We start from the raw sequence: 26,154 nt of genomic DNA on the forward strand, positions 1-26,154 counted from the left end.
ATCTGAGTCAGCTTCTTTATTTTTTACATGAAGGGTAGTAAGTAAATATTGTTATACCTGTGATACACTCCCTCACTTTTCGGGCACGAAAGTGGGGGAATTATTAACCCATTTCTTCTTCTTTAATTTCTTCTTTAGGGATATAAAACCCGTGGTCCTCTTTAACCGAGCGAACGATCATTGCACCGAAAGTTAGAACAGAACCTAATGCCACTACAAGGTAAGGGTTAACCCAAGGATTGTTCATATTGATCATAATAAAACCAAACCCCATGAAAAATAATCCGACAGACATAATGAACGGCAGTATTGAACCATTTGGCATATGAATGTCTTGCAACGGTTCAGCAGGCTTCATCTTGCCGTTTCCATGTACTTTCTCATAAAATAAAGGATCTAGTGAACGGACTTGCGGTGTTTGCGCAAAGTTATATTCTGGGACCGGGTTTGGAGTGGACCATTCCAGTGTTCTTCCATCCCATGGATCTCCGTTACTGATACGCTCTCCTTTATAAGCAGAATAAATGATATTAATGACTAGTAAGATCACTCCTACTGACATAAAGTAGGTTCCAATCGAACTAATGTAATTCATTCCGTCCCAGCCTTGGTCGCCAAGGTAAGTGTAGACACGGCGAGGCATTCCGATGACCCCAAGAATATGTTGAACAAAGAAAGTTAAATGAAAGCCAATAAAGAAAATCCAGAACATCAATTTCCCGAGTGTCTCATTTAAGCGATGTCCAAACATTTTTGGGTACCAATAAAATAGGCCAGCGAACAGTCCTAAAATAATACCTCCAACAATAACGTAATGGAAGTGGGCAACGACAAAGTAACTGTCGTGGTATAACTGCGTAACAGGAGCCATTGCGACCATGACACCGGTAACTCCACCGAGGACAAACGTCGGAACGAATGAAGAAGCAAACAACATGGCTGTGTTAAACGTTATTTTACCGCCCCACATCGTAAATAACCAGTTAAATACTTTTACACCAGTCGGTACAGCAATGAGCATCGTTGATATCGCAAAAATCGAGTTCGCAATTGGTCCCATCCCAACGGTAAACATATGATGGGCCCAAACCATAAACCCGAGAAACGCAATTAAGATCGTTGCAAATACCATCGTTGTATACCCGAATAATCGTTTTCTTGAAAACGCAGGGATTACTTCTGAGACGATCCCGAAAGCAGGCAGAACTAAAATGTAAACTTCCGGGTGTCCAAAGATCCAGAAGATATGCTGCCAGATGATAACATTACCGCTCATATCAGGCATAAAAAATTGGGCACCGAACAGACGATCTAACATAAGTAATAATAAACCACCTGCTAATGGAGTAAATGCAAATAAAATTAAAGTCGATACAACAAATGTCGTCCAAACAAATAAAGGCATTCGCATTAAAGTCATTCCAGGAGCACGCATATTAATAATGGTAACTAAAAAATTGATGGCGGCTACTAATGTACCTATTCCACTTACTTGTAGACCGAGTACATAGAAATCTAACCCAATCCCAGCGTAATCTCTTCCTGATAGCGGTACATATGCCGTCCAACCAGCATCAGGACCACCGCCAAAAAACCACGTTAAACTCATCAAACTTGCCCCAAAAAAGAAGATCCAAAATCCAAGCGCGTTAACGAATGGAAACGCGACGTCTCTCGCACCAATCTGTAAAGGGACGATGAAATTCATAAACCCTAATATAATTGGGGTGGCGGCAAAAAAGAGCATTATAGTCCCATGCATCGTTAAGATTTCATTGTACGTCTGACCGCTGATAAATAAACTTTCTGGGTACATCAGCTGTATACGAATCAGTAAGGCCATAACACCTGCTTTCACAAAAAATAATGTCCCAGCAATTAAGTACATGACACCGATTTTTTTGTGGTCAACAGTTGTCAGCCAGTCCCAGACGACACTTTTCTTTTTTCTATTTGTTTCTACTTTGGCAGTACCTAATTCCACTGAAAATCCTCCTTTTTAAACTGACACTAATAATAAAAAACATAAATAATGTCATTAACGGAATAAAATACTATCACGCTAAAATTTTCCTTTCTATTTTGTCTCACTTTTAGAAACGTTATACTTGAAAAAATAGATGTTGCAGATTACGATGACTTACGAAGCTATTTAGAAAGGAAAAGCCAAATGAGGGGAACGTACAAGATTAAAAAAGTTTTAAATAATAATGTAGTCATAGCGCTTAATACAATAAATGAAGAAATGATAATCATCGGGAAAGGTCTGGGATTTGGAAAAAAACAAGGGGACCTGATTGACCAGCAAAATATTGATCAACTTTTTCAACTCGTAAATGAACAACAACAAGAAGAGTATAAACAATTGTTATTGCAAATTGACGATTCCATTATGGAAACAATCAATGATGCGATCGTTTTAATAAGCAGGAGGCTAGATCAAAAGTTAAATGAGCATATTCATATCGCGTTAACTGACCATATTGCGTTTGCTATTCGGAGGTTAGAACAAGGAATTGTCATTACAAACCCTTTTTTAACTGAAACAAAGTCGATGTACCCAGTCGAATTTCAAATTGCAGAACAAGTAATCAATCTGATTAATCAACAATTAGAGATTTCATTGCCAAAAGACGAAATTGGTTTTGTTACGCTGCATATTCATAGTGCGTTAGAGAATAAACCTTTATCCGAAATAAAAGATGATGCATTACTTTTAAAAAAGTTAATAAATCTCATAGAAACAGGTTTAAAAGTTCAAATAGAGAAGAATTCTCTTCAATACTCGCGGCTTGTTATTCATCTTCGTCACGTCCTAGATCGTGTGCTTCATCATGAAACGGTAGAATTAAATGAAAAATTTGTGACACTATTGAAGCAAGAGTATCCACTATGCTATAATCTTGCTTGGAAGTTGATTAAGATCATTCAAACTCATTATCAATTACCCGTTGCTGATGCGGAAGCAGTATACTTAGCGATGCATTTGCAAAGGCTTACTCAAAAATAAATAGTTTAACACACTCTATTTACGTGTTACTGATACGATCAGGCATGAGTAAAAGAAGTGTATATGAAGTAGAACTTGGGCAATCTATCCATAGGATTCCCTGGCTCGCTCGTATGCTTTCTTTTATTCATGTCTTTTTTGTTTTTACATAGAAGAATGAGCTGGATCAGTGAAAACGATTACTTTAGGTGTGGATGATCTCAAACAACTAGATACGACATAAAGGAGTGAGAGTATGTTCAAAAAGGCATTTGGAACGTTACAGCGTGTTGGTCGTGCACTAATGACACCTGTATCCGTACTACCTGCAGCCGGTTTATTACTGGGGCTAGGGCATGAAAATGTTTTAAACATTCCAATCATGGCCGAGGCAGGTGGCGTCATTTTCGGTAATTTAGCGCTTTTATTTGCGGTTGGTGTTGCCATTGGTTTAGCAGATGGTGATGGTGTTGCAGGGTTAGCGGCTGTTATTGGTTACCTTGTTATGAATACTACGTTAGGTATAATGGCTGGATACTACGGTGCTGAAACAGTTACAGTACTTGGAATTGAGACCCTACAAACAGGTGTCTTCGGTGGTATTATAATGGGTCTTGTAGCTGCAACTCTTTATAAACGATTCTATAATATAGAGTTGCCACCGTTTTTAGGATTTTTTGCCGGTAAAAGATTTGTTCCAATAATTACAGCAGCTACAGCTGTTTTATTAGGTATCGCTTTTGTATTCATTTGGCCGCCAATTCAAGGAGTGATTGATTGGTTCTCTCATTTAGCGACGGAAACAGGAACAACGGTTGCAGCTTTTGTATTCGGCTTTACGCAAAGAGCACTAATTCCATTCGGCTTACACCATATCTTTTATCAACCGTTTTGGTTCGAGTTTGGAACGTTTACAACTGCTGCTGGAGATGTTGTTAGAGGAGATATGACTCGTTTCTTTGCAGGAGATCCTACAGCAGGAACATTTATGGCAGGTTTATTCCCGTTTATGTTGTTTGGTCTTCCAGCTGCAGCATTAGCGATTTATCACGAAGCAAGACCAGAGCGAAAGAAAGCAGTCGCAGGTATTATGGCATCAGCCGCGTTGACGAGCTTTTTGACAGGTATTACAGAACCGATTGAGTTCGCATTTCTATTTGTTGCACCGGTCCTATTTTTAATCCACTGTGTATTTGCAGGTTTTTCATTCGTTATTATGGACTTGCTAGGTGTTAAAGCAGGATTTACATTCTCCGGTGGATTTATTGATTATGTGCTTTATTGGGGATTATCAACAAATTCTTGGATGATCATTCCAGTGGGGATTGGATTTGCATTCATATACTATTTCGGGTTCCGTTTTGCAATACGAAAGTGGAACTTAAGAACGCCAGGACGAGAACCAGAGGAACAAGTAAGCGATACGCCATCAAAAGGAAAAAAATCAGAGTTAGCTAAAAATGTATTACATGCTCTAGGTGGGAAGAATAATATTACAGCGTTAGATGCTTGTATTACTAGGCTTCGGGTATCGGTAAAAGACCCTGCAGAAGTAGATAGCTCTCAATTGAAAAAATTAGGGGCTTCAGGTGTCCTCGAAATGGGTAATAATATACAAGCGATCTTTGGCACACAATCCGACGCGTTAAAAGGACAGATTAAAGATTTGATTGATGGTAAAGAAGTAATGCAAGATATCGATGATCAAGAAGTTGATGAAACGAAGGTCATCCCGCAATCAAACAGTGAGTCTGCCGACGAAGAAGGTAGATTACAGGTGGCTACACCTATAAAAGGTAAGCTCTTACCTATTACAGAAGTTCCTGATAAAGTGTTTGCAGAAAAGATGATGGGAGATGGCTTTGCGATCGCACCTACTGAAGGACTCGTAGTCTCACCTGTGGCCGGAAAAATTATTAATGTTTTCCCAACAAAGCATGCCATTGGAATTTTAGCTCATACTGGTCATGAAATTCTAATTCACATAGGTATTGATACTGTTCAAATGAATGGAGAAGGCTTTGAAGTATTCGTTTCAGAAGGTGATGAAATCGAACAAGGTCAAAAACTGGTTACAATGGATTTAGCCTTAATCGAACAAAAAGCCTCATCAACGATTACACCGATTGTATTCACCAACTTAAAAGAAAACGAAATAATCAGCCTGCAAGAAAAAGCAGCAGTTGAACTTGGAGAAACTGGATTAGTTTCCATTAAAAATAAATAAATTATATTTTAGAGAAAGAGGTAGATCTCATGGTAGAAAAAACATTTAAAATTACAGCAGAAACAGGAATTCATGCAAGACCAGCAACTCAACTAGTAAATAAAGCAGGACAATTTTCTTCAGATATTAACTTAGAATATAAAGGAAAGTCAGTGAACTTAAAGTCCATTATGGGTGTAATGTCTCTAGGCGTTGGACAAGGAGCAGAAGTAACAATTAAAGCAGAAGGTTCAGATGAAAATGATGCATTACAAGCATTAGAAGCTGTAATCAAGGAAGGGTTAGGAGAATAATGAAACAAATTTCAGGGATAGCTGCGTCAGCTGGAATTGCAATAGCAACCGCATATATATTGGAAGAGCCTGACTATTCCTTTGAGAAAATAACAGATACTGACCCTGCAGCTGAAAAAGAACGACTTGAAACTGCGCTAGAGAAAGCGAAAGCGGACCTAGCTCAGATTAAAGAAAAAGCAGAAGTTGATCTAGGAGAAGAAGAAGCAGCGATATTCGCTGCTCACCTTCTTGTGTTAAGTGATCCAGAATTCATCGGCGGTATGCAAGCTCATATTGATAATGAAAAAGTGAATGCAGAAAGTGCCGTCCATGACGTTTCGCAAACATTTATTTCAATGTTTGAATCGATGGATAATGAATATATGAAAGAACGTGCAGCCGATATCCGAGATGTTTCCAAGCGAGTGCTAGGTTACTTACTTGGGATCCAAATGAAATCGTTAGCTGCGATTGATGAAGAAACGATTATTATTGCAAAAGACTTAACACCTTCAGACACAGCGCAATTAAATCCGAAGTTTGTTAAAGGGTTTGCTGCTGATATCGGTGGACGTACATCTCATTCAGCAATCATGGCTCGATCGATGGAAATTCCTGCGATTGTAGGAACGAAAGAGGCAACATCTTCTATCCAGAATGGTGATACTATTATTATCGATGGACTAGAAGGTGTCGTTATCGTTCAACCAGATAATGAAACAATGCAAGCGTATGAACAGAAAAAAGAATCGTATGAACAACAAAAGTTAGAGTGGGCTAAACTTGTTAACGAAACAACGAAAACAATTGATGGGCATCATGTAGAATTAGCAGCTAATATCGGTACACCAGACGATCTTACAGGCGTAATTAATAATGGTGCTGAAGGAATCGGCTTATACCGAACTGAGTTTCTTTATATGGGACGAGACCAATTGCCAACAGAAGAGGAACAGTATAATGCTTATAAAACGGTATTAGAAAGAATGGAAGGCAAGCCTGTCGTAATTCGTACCCTTGATATCGGTGGAGACAAAGAACTTCCATACTTAGAGCTTCCTAAAGAAATGAATCCATTTCTTGGTTTCCGTGCGATTAGACTGTGCTTGGAGCATCAGGACATATTCCGTACGCAACTTCGTGCATTACTTCGAGCGAGTACATTTGGGAACTTAAAGATTATGTTTCCGATGATCGCTGCGCTTGAAGAATTACGACAAGCGAAAGCAATTTTAGAGGAAGAAAAACAAAATCTTCTAAATGAAGGTCAACAAGTTTCTGACTCTATTGAAGTAGGGATGATGGTAGAAATCCCTTCAACAGCTGTCATTGCTGATCTCTTTGCTAAAGAAGTTGATTTCTTCAGTGTTGGGACCAATGACTTAATTCAATACACGATGGCAGCAGACCGAATGAATGAACAAGTTTCTTACTTGTATCAACCATATCACCCAGCAATCCTTCGTCTCGTAAACATGGTGATTGAAGCGGCTCACAAGGAAGGAAAGTGGGCAGGTATGTGCGGTGAAATGGCTGGAGACGAAATTGCAATTCCAATTCTTTTAGGATTAGGACTTGATGAATTTAGTATGAGTGCAACATCTGTTTTACCAGCTCGAAGTCAAATGGCCAAATTATCTAAGCAAGAATTAGAAAGTTTCGCAAAAGAAATGTTAATGAAAAATACATCAGAAGAAGTCCAAGAAGCGGTTAAGACTAGGTTTGGCAGTCTATAATAGTTCAAAGAAGAGTTGTCTTTCGACAACTCTTCTTCACATTTCTTAATGTTTTTCTATTGCAATTCTATAGGAAAACAGGGAAAATAAATAAGATAATATAAAAAAATACCTAGTATATATAGAATTCATACACAGGAGGGAAGATGATGGCAGAATTTGAACAAGTAGAACATATTGAAAAGTCGTTAAGAAAAATAGCACAAATCATTAAACAAAAAGGTCGTGTTATTCTAAATCAGTTTCCGATCACACCACCTCAATTCGTTGCTTTACAATGGTTAAATGAATTAGGTGATATGACGATCGGTGATTTATCGAATAAAATGCACTTAGCCTGTAGTACGACAACAGATCTTGTCGATCGTATGGAAAAGAATGAATTAGTAGAACGAGTGAAAGATCTAAAGGATCGCAGAGTCGTTCGTATTCACTTATTAGAAAAAGGTGAAACGATTATCCAAGAAGTAATTAAGAAACGACAAGATTATTTAAAAGATATTCTTCAAAACTTCTCGGATGAGGATATTGCATTTTTAGAAAAGAACTTACATGTCCTTCATGAAGAAATGGAATCTTCAGCAAAAGAACTTAACAGCTAATGAAAAAAGAAGATAGAAATTGAGGGAGAATTTTGGATAGACCGATTGGAGTTATTGATTCGGGACTTGGAGGATTAACCGTTGCAAAAGAAATTCTTCGACAGTTACCGAAAGAACAAATTGTTTATATTGGGGATACCGTTCGTTGTCCATACGGACCAAGACCCGCAGAAGAAGTACGAACGTTTACCTGGCAAATGATTGATCGTCTATTAAAAGAACGCATTAAGATGCTCGTCATTGCTTGTAATACAGCAACAGCTGTCGTCCTAGACGAAGTAAAAGAAAAGCTATCTATACCTGTGATTGGGGTTGTACACCCAGGAGCGATTACAGCTCTTAAAGTAACGAAAAATGATCATGTGGCTGTTATTGGAACTACAGGAACGATTCAAAGTAAAGCTTATGATAAAGCATTAAAAGATATTAATAGTAATATTACAGTTGAAAGTATGGCATGTCCGCCTTTTGTTCCCTTAGTAGAACAAGGGATTTTTAAAGGCGAAGAAGCGGTGAGGGTCGTTTCAGAAACATTACAACCATTACTGACTAATAAGTTTGATACGTTAATACTTGGATGTACACACTACCCGTTATTGCGCGGGGTCATTCAACGTGTTGTAGGAAATGATATTACGTTAATTAGTTCTGGTGATGAGACGGCACGAGAAGTTAGTGCGCTCTTATATCATCAAGATTTACTTTATAAAGAAAATCGGAAACCGACTCATATTTTTTACACGACAGGCGATCATGAAACATTTAAAAAGATCGCTAGCAGTTGGCTGAAAATTGACCTCGATCATGTGGAGACGATCTATTTAGGATAATTATAGAGGCCCGTAATAAAAAATCGCATTGGAGCGTAAATCCAATGCGATTTTGTGTTTATCTACTTGTTACCTGCAGTTAATTTTCCTCCTGTAACGTAAAACTTCTTTAATGTTTGTCTTATGAAAACCGTATTCTAGCAGGTTTGTTTATAAACCTGTTTTAAATTTGTAGACAAAGATGGTCTATTTTTGGAAAAGGCTCGTATACATACTAGTACAAACTACCTTAGGAGGGAAAAGAATGAGGAAATTGTTCAAAACAGGGGTCCCAACGCTGCTTCTTCTAACGTTAGTCGTATCTGGATGTTCCTTTGGCTCAAATAAAGCGATGCAGGAAATGGATACTCCTCAAATAAATTATGTCGATGAGGGAGAAGCGCTAGATGAGGAAACAGAATTAATTGGTTCTGAGGAACAACCAATTGAAGAACAAGCAGAAACCGAAGAGGGACCAGTTGAAACGGTAACAAGAGAACTATATTTAATTGATCAAAATGGAATGGTGGTTTCAAAAACATTTGATTTACCAAAGACTCAAGGGGTCCTTAGACAATCATTAGAGTATTTAGTTGATGGCGGGCCGGTATCAAATCTATTACCGAGTGGGTTCCAAGCGGTATTACCTGCAGGAACTGAAGTAGATGTTCATTTTAAAGAAGATGAGCGTACAGCAGTAGCTGATTTCTCCGAGGAATTTAAGTCATATAATCCCGAACAAGAATTACAAATTCTTCAATCAATTACATGGACATTGACTCAATTTGAGAATGTAGATAAAGTCCAAATTCGTATAAATGGGTATGATCAGGAAACGATGCCAGTCGGCAATACTCCAATTGGAGAAGGATATAGTCGAGCGAATGGAATTAATCTTGAAAAAAGCGAAGTAGCTGATGTGGTGAACAGTAAAGGGGTAACCCTTTACTTCCTTGCCCAAAATGGGGACAACACTTATTATGTACCAGTAACGAGACGAGTAAAGAATACAGATGACTCAATTAAGGAAGTCGTTAATCAACTACTAGCGGGTCCATCTATTTATTCTAACTTACTGACAGACATTCGCAACGGAGCAGAATTGCTTGATAGTCCGAAATATGAGAACGGTGTTGTAACGCTGAATTTTAATGAAGCCATTTTAAACCAAATGGAAAACACAGCGATTTCAGATGAGGTATTAAACTTAATCGTCTTGTCTTTAACAGAACAACCTGGTGTTGAAAAAGTAGCAATCGAAGTAAATGGTGAAGCAAAAGTATTAAAAGTATCTGGAGAGCCATTAACAGAGCCGGTTTCACGTCCGGTTAATGTGAATACAGGGAAGTTTTAATACACTATCATATTAGATTGAAGAAAAATTTGTTATAATAACGAAGTAGTAACGAAAAGGGGCAGCGACTTGCTGCCTTTTTACGTGGCTAAAGCTTTTTACTATATAAGAGCATTCCTCTTATAGAATGGATAGAAAAAGTTGATACTACATAAGTAAGGCTTTTCAAGGGAGGGTTTTATCAAATGAGAGTTGATAATAGAGAACAAGATCAATTAAGAAAAGTAGAAATTATAACAGACTATTTAATGCATCCTGAAGGGTCTGTACTTATTGCATTTGGAAACACGAAAGTAATTTGTACTGCATCGATTGAAGATCGTGTGCCGCCGTTTATGAGAAATCAAGGCAAAGGGTGGATTACAGCTGAGTATTCAATGCTACCACGTGCTACAGAGCAGAGAAATATTCGTGAATCGTCAAAAGGAAAAGTTAGTGGACGGACGATGGAAATACAACGTTTAATAGGCAGAGCATTACGAACAGTTATAGATTTAGAAAAGCTTGGTGAGAGAACCGTATGGATTGATTGTGATGTTATCCAAGCAGACGGTGGTACACGTACAGCAGCAATAACGGGTGCTTATGTAGCTATGGTACTTGCATTACAAAAATATGTAGAGAAAAAGAAACTAACAGAATTACCAGTTACCGACTTTTTAGCTGCTGTTTCTGTAGGAATCGATAATGAGCATGGTGAAATATTAGATTTATGTTATAAAGAAGATGCTAGTGCTGACGTTGATATGAATGTAGTAATGACTGGTAAAGGTGAATTTGTAGAACTTCAAGGAACTGGAGAAGAAGCGACTTTTTCACGAAGTCAATTAGACAAATTACTTTATTTAGCTGAACTTGGCATTGAGGACTTAATTGCAAAACAGAAGCTGGCACTCGGTAACGAAATTTCGAATAAGCTAGCAGAGAAAATAGAAGCTCCAAAAGGGGAAGTAACGGAATGAAGGAGATCATTGTAGCAACCAAAAATAAAGGCAAAGTAAAAGAGTTCGATGCCATCCTAGGTGAACTAGGCTACAAGGTTACTTCACTTTTTGACTATCCTAGCCTGCCAGAAGTTGATGAAACAGGTACAACTTTTGCTGAAAATGCTAAGTTAAAGGCTGAGACGATCGCAAACGCTCTTCAAAAGCCGGTGATTGCAGACGATTCAGGGCTGATTGTTGACGCTTTAGATGGAAAACCGGGTATCTATTCAGCCCGCTATGCAGGAGAAGAGAAAAACGATGCCGAAAATATTAAAAAGGTATTAGCAGAAATGAAGGGGATCCCTCAAAGTGAAAGAACAGCAAGATTTCATTGCACAATTGCACTAGCTTATCCAGACGGGCGAACTGAATGTTTTGAAGGGAATTGTGAAGGGAAAATAACAGAAGAACCAGTTGGAGATTATGGGTTTGGCTATGATCCAATCATGTACATAGTGGAAAAACAAAAAACAATGGCACAATTAACGTCTGAGGAAAAAAATGCGATTAGCCATCGGGCTAAGGCGCTTCAACAACTTAAAGAGAAATGGAAAGAGATTTCATAATAGATCTCATAATAGATAGGTGCGATGACGGGAGATGAGTTAATGGTTAAAATTCTAATTGTTAGTGATAGTCACGGATGGAAAACAGAATTAGCAAATGTAATTGATCGTCATCGCGATGAAGTCAATTATATGATCCATTGTGGCGACTCCGAATTAGAAGGGGACGCAAAACAACTCAAGGGAGTAAATGTGGTTAGAGGTAATTGTGACTGGGGAACTGATTTTCCTGAAGATGCGATGATCCAAATAACAGACGATATTTTACTTTATGCAACCCATGGTCATCATTACAATGTAAAAATGACATATGTCCCGCTGACCTATCGAGCGGAAGAAGTAGGGGCGCGTCTCGTTTGTTTCGGGCATTCTCATGTAGCAACTACTTTTAAAGAAAATGATGTTATCTATATTAATCCAGGGAGTTTAAGGCTACCACGGAACCGGAAAGAATATACGTATTGCTTATGCACAATTGATAAGAACTCAGTCGATGTAACGTTTTACACGATAGAGGGCAATATAGTAGAAGAGTTATCTACTCGATATAACATGTAAGGATGTAGAATGAACCGCGAGCATTGGCTGACTAGTTGATATTATTTTGAGACACTAATAAAATGTTATGAGATATGATATACTAGATAGCGTGGAATGAACAGCCGAAATCAAAAGTCAGCCAATGCAAAAAAAAATCTAAAGAACAGTTGACATCGGATCCAAAATGTTATATATTAATAATTGTCGTTACAAACATTACACGAAAGCAAAAACATTTGAAGTGAATAAACTGCGGGTGTAGTTTAATGGTAAAACCTCAGCCACGAGCGAAACGGCTGTGAATAAACGACGAGTTGCCTCGACGCATAAACATCTTAGATTATGCTAGAAGAGAAAGAGGCATGACATTTAAGTGAATAAACTGCGGGTGTAGTTTAATGGTAAAACCTCAGCCTTCCAAGCTGATGTCGTGGGTTCGATTCCCATCACCCGCTCCAAACTGTCCCAGTAGCTCAGCAGGATAGAGCAACGGCCTTCTAAGCCGTCGGTCGGGAGTTCGAATCTCTCCTGGGACGCCACTACATAACGTAATCAGTACATCCATATCAGTAGATATGGATGTTTTTTATTGAGTTGATTAATTTTTTATACTGATATTAATCAATATCAGTATCTATCTACAGGAGTGCACGAAAAAAGACCGGTCCGAAAACCGATCTCATCCGCTACTCATTTTTCCTATGATAATAATTGTCTATAGCTGCTCGCTTCTTGTTGGATCTGCAAAAGAGTAGATTTTAGATTTTCATTTAATTCTTCTTCGTTATAATATATCACCGTCCAACCATCTTTCTTCAATGCTCTTTCAAATTTTTCATCACCGGCTTGCTTTTCGTCAATGACCGCTATTCGAAAAGGAATAAGTGCTAGATTAATGACAAACCGGCCACATTCTAAATAAGGTGTTACATAATAATTTTGAGAGAACAGGGCTTGATACAACTTTCGCTCACATTCTTTTTTACACTTATGTTCCTCTAAATTAACAGGTACCAGATAAGGTGGTTTTTTTCTTCTCGTAGCTAGTCTCGGTAAAGAGACTTTTAGAAAGAACAATTTTTGAGTTTTCCATTTTATCTTTAACATAATCATCACCGATCCTAGTTTTTACTATTCTTTCATTTCCTATTACAAAAGCAGGAAAAATCTTTTGAATTAATGAGAAAAAATGTGTTTAACTAACGTAATCCAGATGCAGTAATGATGTAAGCGGATACAATGATATTCATAAATCAAAATAGTCAAAAAATTTTAGAAAAAGTGGTTGACCAGCACTGATAATAAGCGTATTATAGTCCTCAAATACAAAATTGTTTGAAAAGAAAATTAACAAAAGCAGTGCATGAAAATTTCCAAGCACTTATAATTAATCACTTATACATGTTGTTAAGTCAAAATTGTGTACGTGTCTATGATGAAAATTCTAAATTTTCTAACAATTGGAAGCATCAAGAGGAGTGTTTCGTATGAGTCAGCAATGGATTTATTTAAACGGGGAATTTGTCGAAAAACATAATGCGAAAATCTCAGTTTACGATCATGGATTTTTATACGGTGATGGTGTATTTGAAGGTATTCGTGTTTATGACGGTAACATATTCCAATTAAAAGAACATTTAGAACGCCTATATAATTCAGCGAAATCGATTATGCTTAACATTCCTCATTCACTCGAGGAGTTAACTCAGATCATCGTTGAAACGATAAAAGTAAATGAATTACAAGATGCTTACATTCGCCTCGTTGTTTCAAGAGGAGTAGGTAATTTAGGGTTAGATCCAGCATCATGCCCTACACCTAACGTCATAGTAATTGCTGAACAGTTAACACTCTTCCCGAAAGAGCTTTATGAAAATGGTCTAGAAATTGTTACTGTTCCGACAAGACGAAATCGTCCGGATGTATTAAGTCCTAAGGTTAAATCTTTAAATTACTTAAATAATATTCTAGTAAAAATAGAAGCATCGTTAGCAGGAGTTAGTGAAGCACTAATGCTCAATAATGAAGGATACGTAGCCGAAGGATCTGCTGATAATGTATTCATCGTTAAAGGAAATAAAATTCTTACACCACCTGGCTATGTAGGAGCACTTGAAGGAATTACGAGGAATGCCATTATCGACATCGCTTCAGACCTTGGGTACGACGTGAAAGAGGAGCCATTCACAAGGCACGATGTGTATGTAGCGGATGAAGTCTTTTTAACTGGAACTGCAGCTGAAGTTATTGCAGTTGTAAAGGTAGATGGAAGAGTCATTGGTGATGGAAAGCCTGGTAAAGAGACTAATAAGTTACTTAAAGCGTTCCGTAAAAAGGTAGTAGAAGATGGGGAAAAAGTATACACAGCAGTGAACTCTCAAGTAGAAGTCAGCTAAATATACAGTTAAGGTACTAGCAAAAAATACAATAGATGTGGGAGAGGACAAATATGAGAAGTAATATGATTAAAAAAGGCATAGATCGCGCCCCACATAGAAGCTTACTAAGAGCAGCTGGGGTAAAAGAAGAAGATATGGATAAACCGTTTATCGGTGTTTGTAATTCCTACGTTGATATCATTCCAGGACACATGCATTTGAATAAATTTGCTGAAGTAGCAAAGCAAGCTATTCGAGAAGCAGGCGGTATTCCATTCGAATTCAATACGATTGGTGTTGACGATGGAATTGCAATGGGACACATCGGAATGCGCTACTCCTTACCAAGTAGAGAAATTATCTGTGATTCAGCTGAAACGGTCATTAATGCGCACTGGTTTGATGGAGTTTTCTACATTCCAAACTGTGACAAAATTACACCAGGAATGCTGATGGCAGCCGTTCGTACGAATGTTCCTGCAGTCTTCGTTTCCGGCGGACCAATGGAAGCCGGTAGAACGGCGGATGGTAAGAGTTTATCATTAGCATCCGTATTTGAAGGAGTTGGAGCATTTGCTTCAGGAAGTATGTCTCGTGAGGAATTACTAGAGATTGAACAATCTGCCTGTCCAACATGCGGTTCCTGTTCAGGGATGTTTACAGCCAATTCAATGAATACATTAATGGAAATGCTTGGGGTTGCTTTACCTGGAAATGGAACATTAGTTGCAACTTCAGAAGGTAGACATCAGCTAATTAAAGACGCTGCGAAGCACTTGATGACGTTGATTGAAAAAGATATTCGTCCACGTGACATAATTACGAAAGAAACAATTGATGATGCATTTGCGTTAGATATGGCGATGGGTGGTTCTACAAATACAGTATTACACATATTAGCCATCGCTAATGAAGCTGAAATAGAATACAACATAAATGATATTAACAAAGTAGCAGAAAGAGTTCCTTATTTAAGTAAAATTAGTCCTGCCTCAGATTATTCAATGGACGACGTTCATAAAGCTGGAGGAGTAAGTGCAATTATTAAGGAACTATGTGAAATTGAAGGAGCTATTCATCCTAATCGTATTACGATTTCAGGTAAAACGATTTATGAAACAGTTAAGGATGCTGAAATTACGAATGATGATGTCATTCGCCGAAAAGATAACCCTTATAGTCCTGTAGGTGGATTATCCGTCCTATTTGGGAACCTAGCTCCAGATGGTGGAGTTATAAAAGTAGGGGCAGTTGATCCGTCGATTAAAGTGTTTGAAGGTGAAGCAATCGTCTACAACTCACAAGAGGAAGCACTTGAAGGGATCAATAATGGGGATGTAAAAGCTGGTCATGTCGTGGTCATTCGTTATGAAGGCCCTAAAGGTGGTCCGGGAATGCCAGAAATGCTAGCGCCGACTTCATCGATTGTTGGACGCGGTCTAGGTACAAAGGTTGCTCTCATTACAGACGGACGTTTTTCTGGTGCTTCAAGAGGAATTTCAATCGGCCATATTAGTCCAGAAGCTGCTGAAGGCGGACCGATTGCTTTTGTTGAAAATGGAGATACGATTACTCTTGATTTAACAAATCGTTCTATCACATTAAATGTCGATGACAAGGAATTAGCTAATAGAAGAGAAAATTGGAAAGAGCCTGAACCTAAAATTAAAAAAGGTTATCTCGCTCGTTATTCAAAGCTTGTCACATCTGCCAATACTGGCGGGGTTATGAAAATATAAACAAATAGAAAAAAAGAACATAGAGGTAAAAACGTTGAAGAGGAAAAGTAGTTGAAAAGGATCAGCATCCACAGAGAGCCGCTTATGCTGAGAGGCGGCGATGCTCCTTTCGATGAACTCACCTCGGAGTGCCAATTCGAACGTAAGCTAGTAGGGTTGGTCGGGTGTTCACTGCACTCGTTATTAAAACTGGACGTCCGGTTATACTCACGTCCATGAGGTGGCATTTGTAAAAGTGTCATAAAAAAGGGTGGTACCGTGGAAAGAAAACATCTTTTCACCCCTTCTAGTAGGACCAATAGGTTCATGATGGGGTGAGAAGGTGTTTTTTATTTGGTAATAAGAAAGGTTTTTTCTTTCTTAAAATATATAAATTTTTAAATATGAATTAAAAAATCAACTGGTAGTAGGGAGGAAGAAAAAGTGAGTACCAAGTTGAGAAACAAAGAGCTAAATGTAGTAGAGGAGAAGCAGCCAGTTTCAGGGTCTAGCATGTTGATTAAAGCTTTAGCTAAAGAAGGTGTAGATGTTATCTTTGGCTATCCAGGCGGGGCAATTCTACCGACATATGATGAAATCTATAAATCAGGTATTCGTCATATTCTAGCTCGCCATGAACAAGGAGCTATTCACGCTGCAGAAGGGTACGCAAGAGTTTCAGGAAAACCAGGAGTATGTATTGTTACATCAGGCCCAGGGGCTACAAATGTAGTTACAGGAATTGCCGATGCGTTGATTGATTCTTTACCACTTGTTGTGATCACAGGTCAAGTTGCTACTTCGGTCATTGGAACAGATGCCTTTCAAGAAGCAGATATGATTGGGATTACAATGCCAATTACAAAACATAACTTTCAAGTAAGAACAATAGAAGACCTTCCGAGAATTATGAAGGAAGCATTCCACATTGCAACAACAGGGCGACCGGGTCCAGTCCTTATTGATTTACCTAAGGATGTTTCGGTGGCGACAGGTTTCTTTGATTATGACAAGGAAGTCGATTTACCAGGTTATCAACCGACGGTAGTACCAAATAAATTGCAAATAAGAAAGCTTGCTGAAGCTGTTGCGGAAGCGAAAAAGCCATGTATTTTATCGGGGGCTGGCGTTCTTCATGCACATGCTTACGATGAATTATTTGAATATGCTGAAAAAATGCGTATTCCGGTTGCAAGTACGTTACTTGGGCTTGGTGCTTTTCCAGGAGAACATGAACTATTTTTAGGAATGGCAGGCATGCACGGAACATACGTAGCAAATATGGCTATCCATCAAAGTGATCTGCTCATTAGCATAGGTGCACGTTTTGATGATCGATTAACAGGAGCATTACAACATTTTGCACCGAGTGCAAAAATCGCTCACATTGATATCGACCCAGCTGAAATCGGGAAAAACGTGGAAACACACATTCCAGTTGTTGGAGATGCCAAAGCAGCATTGAAAATGTTGTTGGAGGAAAATGGATCTGCTGGTGAAACAGGAGTTTGGTTAGCTGAGTTAGACAAGATGAAAGCTGAATATCCGCTTTGGTACAAAGAAGATGGAGAAACGATTAAGCCGCAAAAGCTTATGGAAGTAATCTACGAAGTAACAAATGGTGAAGCGATTGTCACTACCGATGTAGGGCAGCACCAGATGTGGGCAGCGCAGTTTTTGAAGTTTAATAAACCAAATCGTTGGGTTACATCAGGTGGCTTAGGAACGATGGGCTTCGGTTTCCCAGCAGCGATTGGAGCACAATTTGCTGAACCTCATACACCTGTTATCTCCATATTAGGAGACGCTGGCTTTCAAATGACAGCTCAAGAGCTTTCTATTCTGCAAGATTTAAACCTGCCAGTTAAGATCATTATCGTCAATAACTCTTCACTCGGTATGGTTCGTCAATGGCAACAACTCTTCTATGAAGAGCGCTACTCTAATTCAGTATTTAACACACAACCTAACTTTGTGAAACTAGCAGAAGCTTATGACGTAAAAGGAATGCGAATTGATAAAGTTGAGGATGTCAAAGGAGCATTAGAAGAGGCACTTGCACATGACGGTCCAGTCTTAATGGACTTTAGAGTTACTCAAGTAGAGAACGTATATCCAATGATTGCTCCTGGTAAAGGTCAGCATGAAATGGAGGGAATTAAACCATGAAACGAACAATCACTGCTCTTGTAAATAATACGTCAGGTGTATTAAATCGTATCACGGGGTTATTTGCTAGACGTAATTTCAATATTGAAAGTATTACAGTAGGAATTACAGAGAACCCATCGATTTCTAGAATGACGTTTGTCGTTGTTGTAGATACGATTGGAAACATCGATCAAGTTATAAAACAGTTAAACAAACAAGTGGATGTTCTGAAGGTAAGAGACATAACCGATGAACAAACCGTTGCTAGAGAATTAGCATTAATAAAAGTCGGTGTGACACCGCAACAAAGAGCTGAAATTGGAGCTCTCGTCAATCCATTTAGAGCATCAATCATTGATGTGGGTCGTGAAAATATGACCATTGAAATTACCGGAGATCACGAAAAAGTCGAAGCATTGTTAGACCTTCTTAAACCATATGGAATTCAAGACCTTGCTCGTACTGGAATCACTGCCCTTAAGCGCGGGACAAAAAGATCTCTAGATGCAAACAGAATTACGCTAATTAATTAACTATTTATTAAATAAAAACCAAATCAAATTAACTATAAAAGAGGAGAGATTTATTATGGCAAACATCTATTATAACGGAGATATCAACGAAGGCGTATTACAAGGAAAAACAGTTGCAATTATCGGATACGGTTCTCAAGGTCATGCACATGCACAAAACTTACGTGAAAGTGGAGTAAGTGTAGTTGTAGGTTTACGTCCAGGGAAATCTTGGGATCAAGCGGTAAGTGACGGTTTTGAGGTACTTACAGTTCAAGAAGCAGCAGCGAAAGCTCAAGTGGTTATGATCCTTCTTCCAGATGAAAACCAACCGAAAGTTTATAAAGAGTCAATCGAACCAGAATTAACAGCAGGTAAAGCGTTAGTATTTGCACACGGATTTAACGTACACTTCAACCAAATTAAACCACCTGCAGATGTAGATGTATTCTTAGCAGCTCCTAAAGGTCCAGGACATTTAGTTCGCCGTACGTACACTGAAGGTGCTGGTGTACCAGGTTTAATCGCGGTATATCAAGATGCTACAGGTCAAGCAAAAGAGTTAGCATTAGCTTATGCAAAACAAATTGGTTCTGCACGCGGTGGAGTAATTGAAACGACATTCCAAGAAGAAACAGAAACAGATCTTTTCGGTGAGCAAGCAGTACTTTGTGGAGGAACTTCAGCTCTAGTAAAAGCTGGTTTTGAAACGTTAGTAGAAGCAGGTTACCAACCTGAAGTTGCTTACTTTGAGTGTTTACATGAATTAAAGCTTATCGTTGACTTAATGTACGAAGGTGGACTGGAGTACATGCGTTATTCCATCTCTGACACAGCTCAGTGGGGAGACTTTGTTGCTGGGCCGCAAATCGTAACAGAAGATACGAAAAAAGCAATGAAATCGATTTTAAGTGATATCCAAACAGGTAAATTTGCTAAAGGCTGGATCTTAGAAAACCAAGCAAATCGTCCAGAGTTTACAGCAATCAATGAAAGTGAGAAAAATCATCCAATTGAAGTGGTTGGTCGCGAGCTTCGTGAAATGATGCCTTTCGTCAAGGCCAAATCAAAAGGAGTGGTAGGTAGTGCGAAAAATTGATGTATTCGATACAACTTTAAGAGACGGTGAGCAATCCGCAGGTGTTAATTTAAACTTTGAAGAAAAACTGGAGATTGCTAGACAGTTAGAACGACTAGGGGTCGATATCATTGAAGCCGGGTTCCCGGCTTCATCCCCTGGAGATTTTAAGTCTGTTAAAGCGATTGCAGACCTCGTAAAAGGCAGTTCGGTAACTGGATTGTCAAGAAGTGTACAATCGGATATCGATGCAGCTTGGGAAGCACTAAAAGGCGGAGTGGATCCAAGAATTCACGTATTTATCGCAACATCTCCTATTCATATGACACATAAATTGCGGATGACACCAGACCAAGTGATCGAAAATGCCGTTGCTTCTGTAAAATATGCTGCGCAAAGGTTCCCTAAAATTCAATGGTCTGCTGAAGATGCTTGTCGTTCTGATCTAGATTTTCTAGTTCGCATTATTGAGCAAGTAATAGATGCGGGTGCGTCCGTCATTAACATCCCAGATACAGTCGGGTATATCACTCCGAAAGAAATTACGCATATTTTCAGCTATTTAAAAGAAAACGTACCAAATATGCACAAAGCCAAACTTTCGACGCACTGCCATGACGATTTAGGGATGGCAACAGCAAACTCATTAGCAGCGATTGAAGCAGGTGCAGATCAAGTCGAAGGAACGATCAATGGAATTGGTGAACGAGCTGGAAATGCCTCTCTAGAAGAGGTTGCAGTAGCTCTTCATATCCGAAATGATTTTTATAAAGCAGCAACCGGCCTGACATTAAAAGAAGTAAAACGAACGAGTTCATTAGTTAGTAAGCTAACAGGGATGGTCGTACCTAATAACAAGGCTGTCGTCGGTAATAATGCATTTGCCCACGAATCGGGTATTCACCAAGATGGAGTACTTAAAGAGAAAACAACCTATGAAATTATTACACCAGAACTTGTCGGTGTATCATCAAACCGTATGGTACTTGGAAAGCACTCAGGTCGCCATGCGTTTAAAGATAAAATTAGAGAACTCGGATACACAGCGACTGATGAACAAATTAATAAAGTCTTTAAGGCATTTAAAGAACTTGCGGATAAGAAAAAAGAGATTACAGAAGATGATATTTTCGCTCTTATGACAGAAGAGAAAATTGGTGCAGCTGTTCAATACTATGAGGTTGACAGCTTACAAGTGAATTACGGTACTACAAATATTCCGACAGCGACGATTACAATGAAAATGCCTGACGGTGAAATTGTTCAAGAAGCAGCAACAGGTTCGGGAAGTGTTGAAGCGATTTATAACACGCTTGAGCGCATCATTGCATCACCTGTTAAGCTATTAGACTATCGTATTCAATCAATTACTGGCGGCAGAGATGCATTAGCAGAAGTATACGTTAAAGTTCGCTTCGACGGTACAGAAACAAGTGGCCGTGGAACAGCACATGACGTATTAGAAGCATCTGCTAGAGCTTATATAAATGCTGTAAATCGTGTGTTAAATCGAAGATCACGTGAACTAGATCCAGTTGAACAAGTGAACTTGTAATGGATGAATGAGTGGGAGATGAGTGAATTGAAAAAAAAGATTACCGTTTTACCTGGTGACGGAATTGGCCCTGAGGTCATCCAAGGGGCTCTCCAAGTACTAGACGCAATAGCAAACAAATACAATCATGAGTTTGAATATACTTACGCTAAAATTGGTGGAATTGCGATCGATGAATGTGATACTCCGCTTCCACAAGAAACGATTGATGCTTGTAAAGCAAGTGACGGGGTTCTTCTTGGAGCTGTTGGAGGACCAAAGTGGGATACGTTGCCTGGTCATATGAGACCAGAAAAAGGATTACTCGGTATTCGTAAAGAGTTAGACCTTTTTGCTAATTTACGCCCAGTAACAGCACATGACAGTTTAGCTGACTCTTCAACATTAAAGAGGGAAGTTATTGACGGTGTAGACTTAATGATCGTTCGTGAATTAACGAGTGGCTTATACTTTGGAGAACCGCGTGAACGTCGCGAAGAAGGTGACGATTTAGTTGTTGTAGATACGTTAGCTTACAAGCGCAGTGAGATTGAACGTATTATGAAGCAAGGCTTTGAATTAGCAAGAGTCCGTAATAAGAAGTTAACTTCAGTAGACAAAGCGAATGTCTTAGAATCAAGCCGTGTATGGCGTGAAGTTGCGATTGAAGTTGGAAAAGAATATCCAGATGTTGAGCTAGATCATATGCTAGTCGATAACGCAGCGATGCAATTAATCCGCAATCCAAAGCAGTTTGATGTGATGGTAACAGAGAACATGTTTGGGGATATTCTGAGTGATGAAGCTTCGATGCTTACGGGATCACTAGGAATGCTTCCTTCTGCAAGTATCGGAAGCGGTGGACCAGGTCTATATGAGCCTATTCACGGATCAGCTCCTGACATTGCAGGACAAAACAAAGCGAATCCGCTTGCGACAATTGCCTCGGTTGCTATGATGCTTAAGTATTCGTTTGGAATGGCTGAAGAAGCGAATGCAATTGATCAAGCAATTAGTGAAGTACTAGAAGCTGGTTTCCGTACAGGTGATATCGCGAATCCAGGGGAAGAAGTTCTTTCAACGACAGAAATGACAGCAAAAGTTATAGAGTTAATCAAAGGGGAAGTAGTCGTATAAAATTCGTTTACGGCAGAGGAGAAGAAGATCCGAGAGTAAATGACAATCTTGGATCTTTGGAACTCTTTTTATGGAAAATATGAAAGTGAGGAAGAGGAGAATGACACCAAAAACAATTATCGAAAAGATTTGGGAAAACCATACTGTTCTAGATGAGCCCGGTAAACCGAATCTATTATATATTGATTTGCATATGGTTCATGAAGTTACTTCACCGCAAGCGTTTGAAGGTCTTCGAATTAATGGTCGAAAAGTCCGCCGTCCGGATTTAACGTTTGCTACAATGGATCACAACGTGCCGACAGTAGACCGCTTTAACGTGACAGACCCTATTGCTAAAAAGCAAATGGAAACGTTAGAAAACAACTGTAACGAGTTTGGTATTACGGTTGCCGGTATTGATAGTCCTGATAACGGGATTGTTCATGTTATTGGACCAGAGCTTGGCTTGACACAACCAGGAAAAACGATCGTTTGTGGCGATAGTCATACAGCTACCCACGGTGCCTTCGGTGCATTAGCATTCGGAATTGGTACGAGTGAAGTAGAGCATGTGTTAGCAACGCAATCATTGTGGCAAAGTAAACCGAAAACGTTAGAAGTACGGGTTAACGGACGTCTTTCACAAGGAATTACAGCAAAAGATGTGATTTTAGCAATTATCTCTAAATTCGGTGTAGATTTCGGAACTGGATATGTTATGGAATATACAGGGGAAGCGATCCACGGAATGACGATGGAAGAACGTATGACGATCTGTAATATGTCAATTGAAGCTGGAGCAAAGGCTGGTTTAATTAGTCCAGACCAAGTGACATATGATTATTTAAAAGGGCGCGAGTATGTTCCTGAAGGTGAAGAGTTTGATAAAGCAGTTGAAAAATGGAAGGCCTTAGCGACAGATGAAGGTGCAGTATATGATCATTCTGTTGTGATTGAAGCGGATGAAATTCAACCAATGGTAACTTGGGGTACAAACCCGGCACAAGGTATTGGAATCCATCAGCCAATCCCAAGTCCAGATGATGTTGAAGCAACATCGGAGAAAAAAGCAATTGAGCAGGCGCTTGAGTACATGGGTCTAGAGCCTGGAACAAAGATGTCAGAAGTTGCTATTCAACACGTATTTATCGGATCATGTACGAACTCCCGCATGAGTGACCTTCGAGCAGCAGCAGCAGTTGCGAAAGGAAGAAAAGTGGCAGAAGGTGTTCGTGCAATTGTTGTACCTGGTTCACAAAAAATCAAACAACGTGCTGAAGATGAAGGATTAGATCAAATCTTTATCGAGGCTGGTTTTGAATGGCGTGAGTCTGGATGTAGTATGTGTTTAAGTATGAACCCAGATTTTGTTCCTGAAGGAGAGCGTTGTGCGTCTACTTCAAACCGTAACTTTGAAGGGCGTCAAGGTAAAGGGGCGAGAACACATCTTGTGAGTCCAGCGATGGCTGCAGCTGCGGCAATCAACGGCAAATTTGTGGATGTTCGTACGTTAGAGAAATCCCCAGTTTAATCTTTTATCTAAAAATCGCTAAGGCGTAATTCTAATAAATCAATCTTTATCAATAGTAGAAGAAGGTGGAATATATGGAACCTATCGTTGTTCATACAGGAAAAGCGGCCGGAATGAATCGTGTTAATGTAGATACGGATCAAATCATTCCGAAACAGTTTTTAAAGCGTATCGAGCGTACTGGATTTGGAAAGTTCTTATTCTTTGACTGGCGTTATAATGCTGACGGGACAGACAACCCGAACTTTGAATTAAACCAGCTTCATAATCAAGGTTCAACGATTTTAGTAGCAGCACATAACTTTGGCTGCGGGTCATCTCGTGAACATGCGCCTTGGGCATTGCAAGACTATGGATTTAAAGTAGTTATCTCACCAAGCTTTGCGGATATCTTTTACAATAACTGCTTCAAGAATGGGATCCTGCCGATTCGTTTAGACGAAAATCAAGTTTATGAACTGATTGAAAAAGCAGACAAAGATATTTACGAATTGACAGTAAATCTGAAAGATCAAAAGATTACAGATGCTGAAGGTTTTGAAGCTTCTTTTGAAATCGATCCATATTGGAAAGAAATGCTTTTAAACGGCTGGGATGAAATCGGATTAACATTACGTTATGAAGATAAGATCACTGAATACGAAAAAGCAAATGCATAATATAAAGAAAGCTGAGGAACATTTCCTCAGCTTTTGATCCTCTTTGGTTCCATTTCAGATCATAAAACAAAAAAATAATGGGAAAATAACCTTAATACCTTCTAAATTCTCTTTTTAGGAGGTAAAATTAAAGAGAGAATTGAAAACGCTTCCATATAAAAATGCATGTTGAGAGTTAGTTGATTTTCCATATAATTTTTACAAGTTTTAAGCTAGATTTTACACTAGTTTCTACTATATAAAGGTTTGTATTTCAACTTACTACCTGTTAGACTTATTAGTAAATGGTCAATAAATCCAAGAGTGGAGCGTTCATATGAATGATGAAACGAAAAGTAAAGAACAAAATGTGATTCCATTTCCTGGAGTTGGTGAAAAACTTGTTGAGAAAGGAATGGCTTCATTAAAAGAGAAACGTTTACAAGATGCACTAGACGATTTTCAGCAAGCATTAAAATATGATCAAAGTCACCCTCAAGCTCGATACGGAGTTGTTCTTACATATATTGAATTAGGTCAGCTGGATGATGCGGTAGCCGAAAGTAAACGAATGCTTCAAGAGGGGATTGGAGACTATTTTGATGTTTTACAAGTTCATGTCTCTTTACTAGTACAATTAGCGTGTTACGAAGAAGTGGTGACGATGCTCGAAGCAGTGTTGGTTGAAGGAAAGGTACCTTCAAACCAAGCTGAGACGTTGTACCAATTATTACATTTTAGTCGGCAAATGAGTGAAGATGGACCTATTATAGAGGATACAGTGATCAACCTCCAAGAAAAAGAGGAAGAGCCACCAATTGAGCAATTGAACTTGTTAGAAGATCCTGATGTAAAAAAACAATGGGCAGCTATTCAAAAGCTGAAAAAACACAACCACCCACATGTCTTAGAAAAATACTTAGAATACCTTAAAGATGAAGAAAAAGATCTAGTCCTTAAAACATTTATCTTACAAAGTCTTAAAGATAAGAACATAGAAGACCAAGTTGAAATCAGGAAACTAGACCAAGTTAAATACATAAATCCTCAAGAATTAAATGATCTATTTGAAAATCCTTTTGGTCAAAAAGTGGCTAGTATTATTACATATCAGTTAGAACAAGACAATCCGAGCTTAAAAGACATGGTGTTGCAATTATGGTGGCAGTATTTATTCGCACTCGTTCCCTTTCTCCCGCAGCCACAAGATGAGAACATTTGGGCAGGGGCAGTTCATCTAGTAGTGATAGAAAGCTTAGGCGGCGAATTTGATGAAAATGAAATTTCAAACCTGTACAATGTCAATGTACAAGAGTTAGTAAAGGCGGCCAATGAACTCGTTGAAGTCGAAGAGCAGGTATTTCAAGGGGTTGAGATGTAAATCTGTATTGAACTTTTCTTGAAATGCTTC

Annotated in this window: 22 protein-coding genes, 2 tRNA genes and 1 other annotated feature; of the genes, 22 read left to right on the forward strand and 2 right to left on the reverse strand. The window is 38.8% G+C overall.

Annotated features, from left to right (window positions below; all coding sequences use genetic code 11):
* Nucleotides 1-103: 103 nt before the first annotated feature.
* Nucleotides 104-1,984, reverse strand: a complete 1,881-nt coding sequence (gene ctaD / locus N7Z68_RS03250) for a cytochrome c oxidase subunit I (RefSeq protein WP_275117020.1) — start codon at nucleotides 1,982-1,984, stop codon at nucleotides 104-106.
* A gap of 186 nt (nucleotides 1,985-2,170) precedes the next feature.
* Between ctaD and glcT the strand changes: the two genes are divergently transcribed.
* The 12 genes from glcT (at nucleotide 2,171) to N7Z68_RS03310 (ending at nucleotide 12,623) form a co-directional block, all read left to right on the forward strand.
* A complete protein-coding gene (gene glcT, locus N7Z68_RS03255) occupies nucleotides 2,171-3,010 on the forward strand; it encodes a glucose PTS transporter transcription antiterminator GlcT (RefSeq protein WP_275117021.1) in 840 nt (279 codons plus the stop codon).
* Nucleotides 3,011-3,245: 235 nt separating this feature from the next.
* On the forward strand, nucleotides 3,246-5,216 hold the full coding sequence (gene ptsG / locus N7Z68_RS03260; protein ID WP_275117022.1) for a glucose-specific PTS transporter subunit IIBC: 1,971 nt from the start codon (nucleotides 3,246-3,248) through the stop codon (nucleotides 5,214-5,216).
* A 29-nt stretch (nucleotides 5,217-5,245) separates the two neighbouring features.
* Nucleotides 5,246-5,509, forward strand: a complete 264-nt coding sequence (locus N7Z68_RS03265; RefSeq protein ID WP_275117023.1) for a phosphocarrier protein HPr — start codon at nucleotides 5,246-5,248, stop codon at nucleotides 5,507-5,509.
* A complete protein-coding gene (gene ptsP / locus N7Z68_RS03270; protein ID WP_275117024.1) occupies nucleotides 5,509-7,227 on the forward strand; it encodes a phosphoenolpyruvate--protein phosphotransferase in 1,719 nt (572 codons plus the stop codon). Before N7Z68_RS03265 ends, ptsP begins: the two co-directional genes overlap by 1 nt.
* A gap of 146 nt (nucleotides 7,228-7,373) precedes the next feature.
* On the forward strand, nucleotides 7,374-7,829 hold the full coding sequence (locus N7Z68_RS03275) for a MarR family winged helix-turn-helix transcriptional regulator (RefSeq protein WP_275117026.1): 456 nt from the start codon (nucleotides 7,374-7,376) through the stop codon (nucleotides 7,827-7,829).
* 32 nt (nucleotides 7,830-7,861) lie between these two features.
* A complete protein-coding gene (racE, locus tag N7Z68_RS03280; protein ID WP_275117027.1) occupies nucleotides 7,862-8,659 on the forward strand; it encodes a glutamate racemase in 798 nt (265 codons plus the stop codon).
* Nucleotides 8,660-8,903: 244 nt separating this feature from the next.
* Complete coding sequence (locus N7Z68_RS03285; RefSeq protein ID WP_275117028.1) at nucleotides 8,904-9,992, forward strand: GerMN domain-containing protein; 1,089 nt, start codon at nucleotides 8,904-8,906, stop codon at nucleotides 9,990-9,992.
* 185 nt (nucleotides 9,993-10,177) lie between these two features.
* Complete coding sequence (gene rph, locus N7Z68_RS03290; protein ID WP_275117029.1) at nucleotides 10,178-10,954, forward strand: ribonuclease PH; 777 nt, start codon at nucleotides 10,178-10,180, stop codon at nucleotides 10,952-10,954.
* Nucleotides 10,951-11,544, forward strand: coding sequence for an XTP/dITP diphosphatase (locus N7Z68_RS03295; protein ID WP_275117030.1), 594 nt, complete (start codon nucleotides 10,951-10,953; stop codon nucleotides 11,542-11,544). Before rph ends, N7Z68_RS03295 begins: the two co-directional genes overlap by 4 nt.
* Nucleotides 11,545-11,586: 42 nt before the next feature.
* Entirely contained in the window at nucleotides 11,587-12,102 is a 516-nt protein-coding gene (locus tag N7Z68_RS03300; RefSeq protein WP_275117031.1) for a metallophosphoesterase family protein, read from the forward strand.
* A gap of 366 nt (nucleotides 12,103-12,468) precedes the next feature.
* A tRNA-Gly gene (locus N7Z68_RS03305) sits at nucleotides 12,469-12,542 on the forward strand.
* A gap of 4 nt (nucleotides 12,543-12,546) precedes the next feature.
* A tRNA-Arg gene (locus N7Z68_RS03310) sits at nucleotides 12,547-12,623 on the forward strand.
* A 160-nt stretch (nucleotides 12,624-12,783) separates the two neighbouring features.
* Here N7Z68_RS03310 and N7Z68_RS03315 read toward each other — a convergent pair.
* Nucleotides 12,784-13,191: a hypothetical protein gene (locus N7Z68_RS03315; protein ID WP_275117032.1), complete on the reverse strand. Its 408-nt coding sequence runs from the start codon at nucleotides 13,189-13,191 to the stop codon at nucleotides 12,784-12,786.
* A 380-nt stretch (nucleotides 13,192-13,571) separates the two neighbouring features.
* On the opposite strand from N7Z68_RS03315, the gene ilvE reads away from it, so the two are divergent.
* From ilvE to N7Z68_RS03365, 10 genes are all read left to right on the forward strand, one after another.
* Nucleotides 13,572-14,480, forward strand: coding sequence for a branched-chain-amino-acid transaminase (ilvE, locus tag N7Z68_RS03320; RefSeq protein ID WP_275117033.1), 909 nt, complete (start codon nucleotides 13,572-13,574; stop codon nucleotides 14,478-14,480).
* A gap of 53 nt (nucleotides 14,481-14,533) precedes the next feature.
* Nucleotides 14,534-16,201 carry a dihydroxy-acid dehydratase gene (gene ilvD, locus N7Z68_RS03325; RefSeq protein WP_275117034.1) on the forward strand — a complete coding sequence of 556 codons (1,668 nt, stop codon included), beginning with the start codon at nucleotides 14,534-14,536 and terminating at the stop codon, nucleotides 16,199-16,201.
* A gap of 25 nt (nucleotides 16,202-16,226) precedes the next feature.
* Nucleotides 16,227-16,489, forward strand: a binding site (T-box leader).
* Nucleotides 16,490-16,624: 135 nt separating this feature from the next.
* The gene (gene ilvB / locus N7Z68_RS03330) at nucleotides 16,625-18,349 is read left to right on the forward strand and encodes an acetolactate synthase large subunit (RefSeq protein ID WP_275117035.1); all 1,725 of its coding nucleotides are present in this window, start codon (nucleotides 16,625-16,627) and stop codon (nucleotides 18,347-18,349) included.
* Entirely contained in the window at nucleotides 18,346-18,864 is a 519-nt protein-coding gene (gene ilvN / locus N7Z68_RS03335; protein ID WP_216828844.1) for an acetolactate synthase small subunit, read from the forward strand. Before ilvB ends, ilvN begins: the two co-directional genes overlap by 4 nt.
* Before the next feature lie 55 nt (nucleotides 18,865-18,919).
* A complete protein-coding gene (ilvC, locus tag N7Z68_RS03340) occupies nucleotides 18,920-19,942 on the forward strand; it encodes a ketol-acid reductoisomerase (RefSeq protein ID WP_275117036.1) in 1,023 nt (340 codons plus the stop codon).
* On the forward strand, nucleotides 19,929-21,476 hold the full coding sequence (locus tag N7Z68_RS03345; RefSeq protein ID WP_275117037.1) for a 2-isopropylmalate synthase: 1,548 nt from the start codon (nucleotides 19,929-19,931) through the stop codon (nucleotides 21,474-21,476). The genes ilvC and N7Z68_RS03345 overlap by 14 nt, the downstream gene beginning before the upstream one ends.
* A 27-nt stretch (nucleotides 21,477-21,503) precedes the next feature.
* Nucleotides 21,504-22,592, forward strand: a complete 1,089-nt coding sequence (leuB, locus tag N7Z68_RS03350) for a 3-isopropylmalate dehydrogenase (RefSeq protein ID WP_275117038.1) — start codon at nucleotides 21,504-21,506, stop codon at nucleotides 22,590-22,592.
* A 100-nt stretch (nucleotides 22,593-22,692) separates the two neighbouring features.
* Nucleotides 22,693-24,105 (forward strand): 3-isopropylmalate dehydratase large subunit, encoded by a 1,413-nt coding sequence (gene leuC, locus N7Z68_RS03355; protein WP_275117039.1) that lies wholly within the window; start codon nucleotides 22,693-22,695, stop codon nucleotides 24,103-24,105.
* A gap of 74 nt (nucleotides 24,106-24,179) precedes the next feature.
* A complete protein-coding gene (gene leuD / locus N7Z68_RS03360; protein ID WP_275117040.1) occupies nucleotides 24,180-24,764 on the forward strand; it encodes a 3-isopropylmalate dehydratase small subunit in 585 nt (194 codons plus the stop codon).
* Between the two features lie 316 nt (nucleotides 24,765-25,080).
* Nucleotides 25,081-26,124, forward strand: a complete 1,044-nt coding sequence (locus tag N7Z68_RS03365; RefSeq protein ID WP_275117041.1) for a tetratricopeptide repeat protein — start codon at nucleotides 25,081-25,083, stop codon at nucleotides 26,122-26,124.
* The last annotated feature ends 30 nt before the right edge of the window (nucleotides 26,125-26,154 follow it).

Source organism: Alkalihalobacterium chitinilyticum, assembly GCF_029028005.1.
Lineage (GTDB): Bacteria > Bacillota > Bacilli > Bacillales > Bacillaceae_F > Alkalihalobacterium > Alkalihalobacterium chitinilyticum.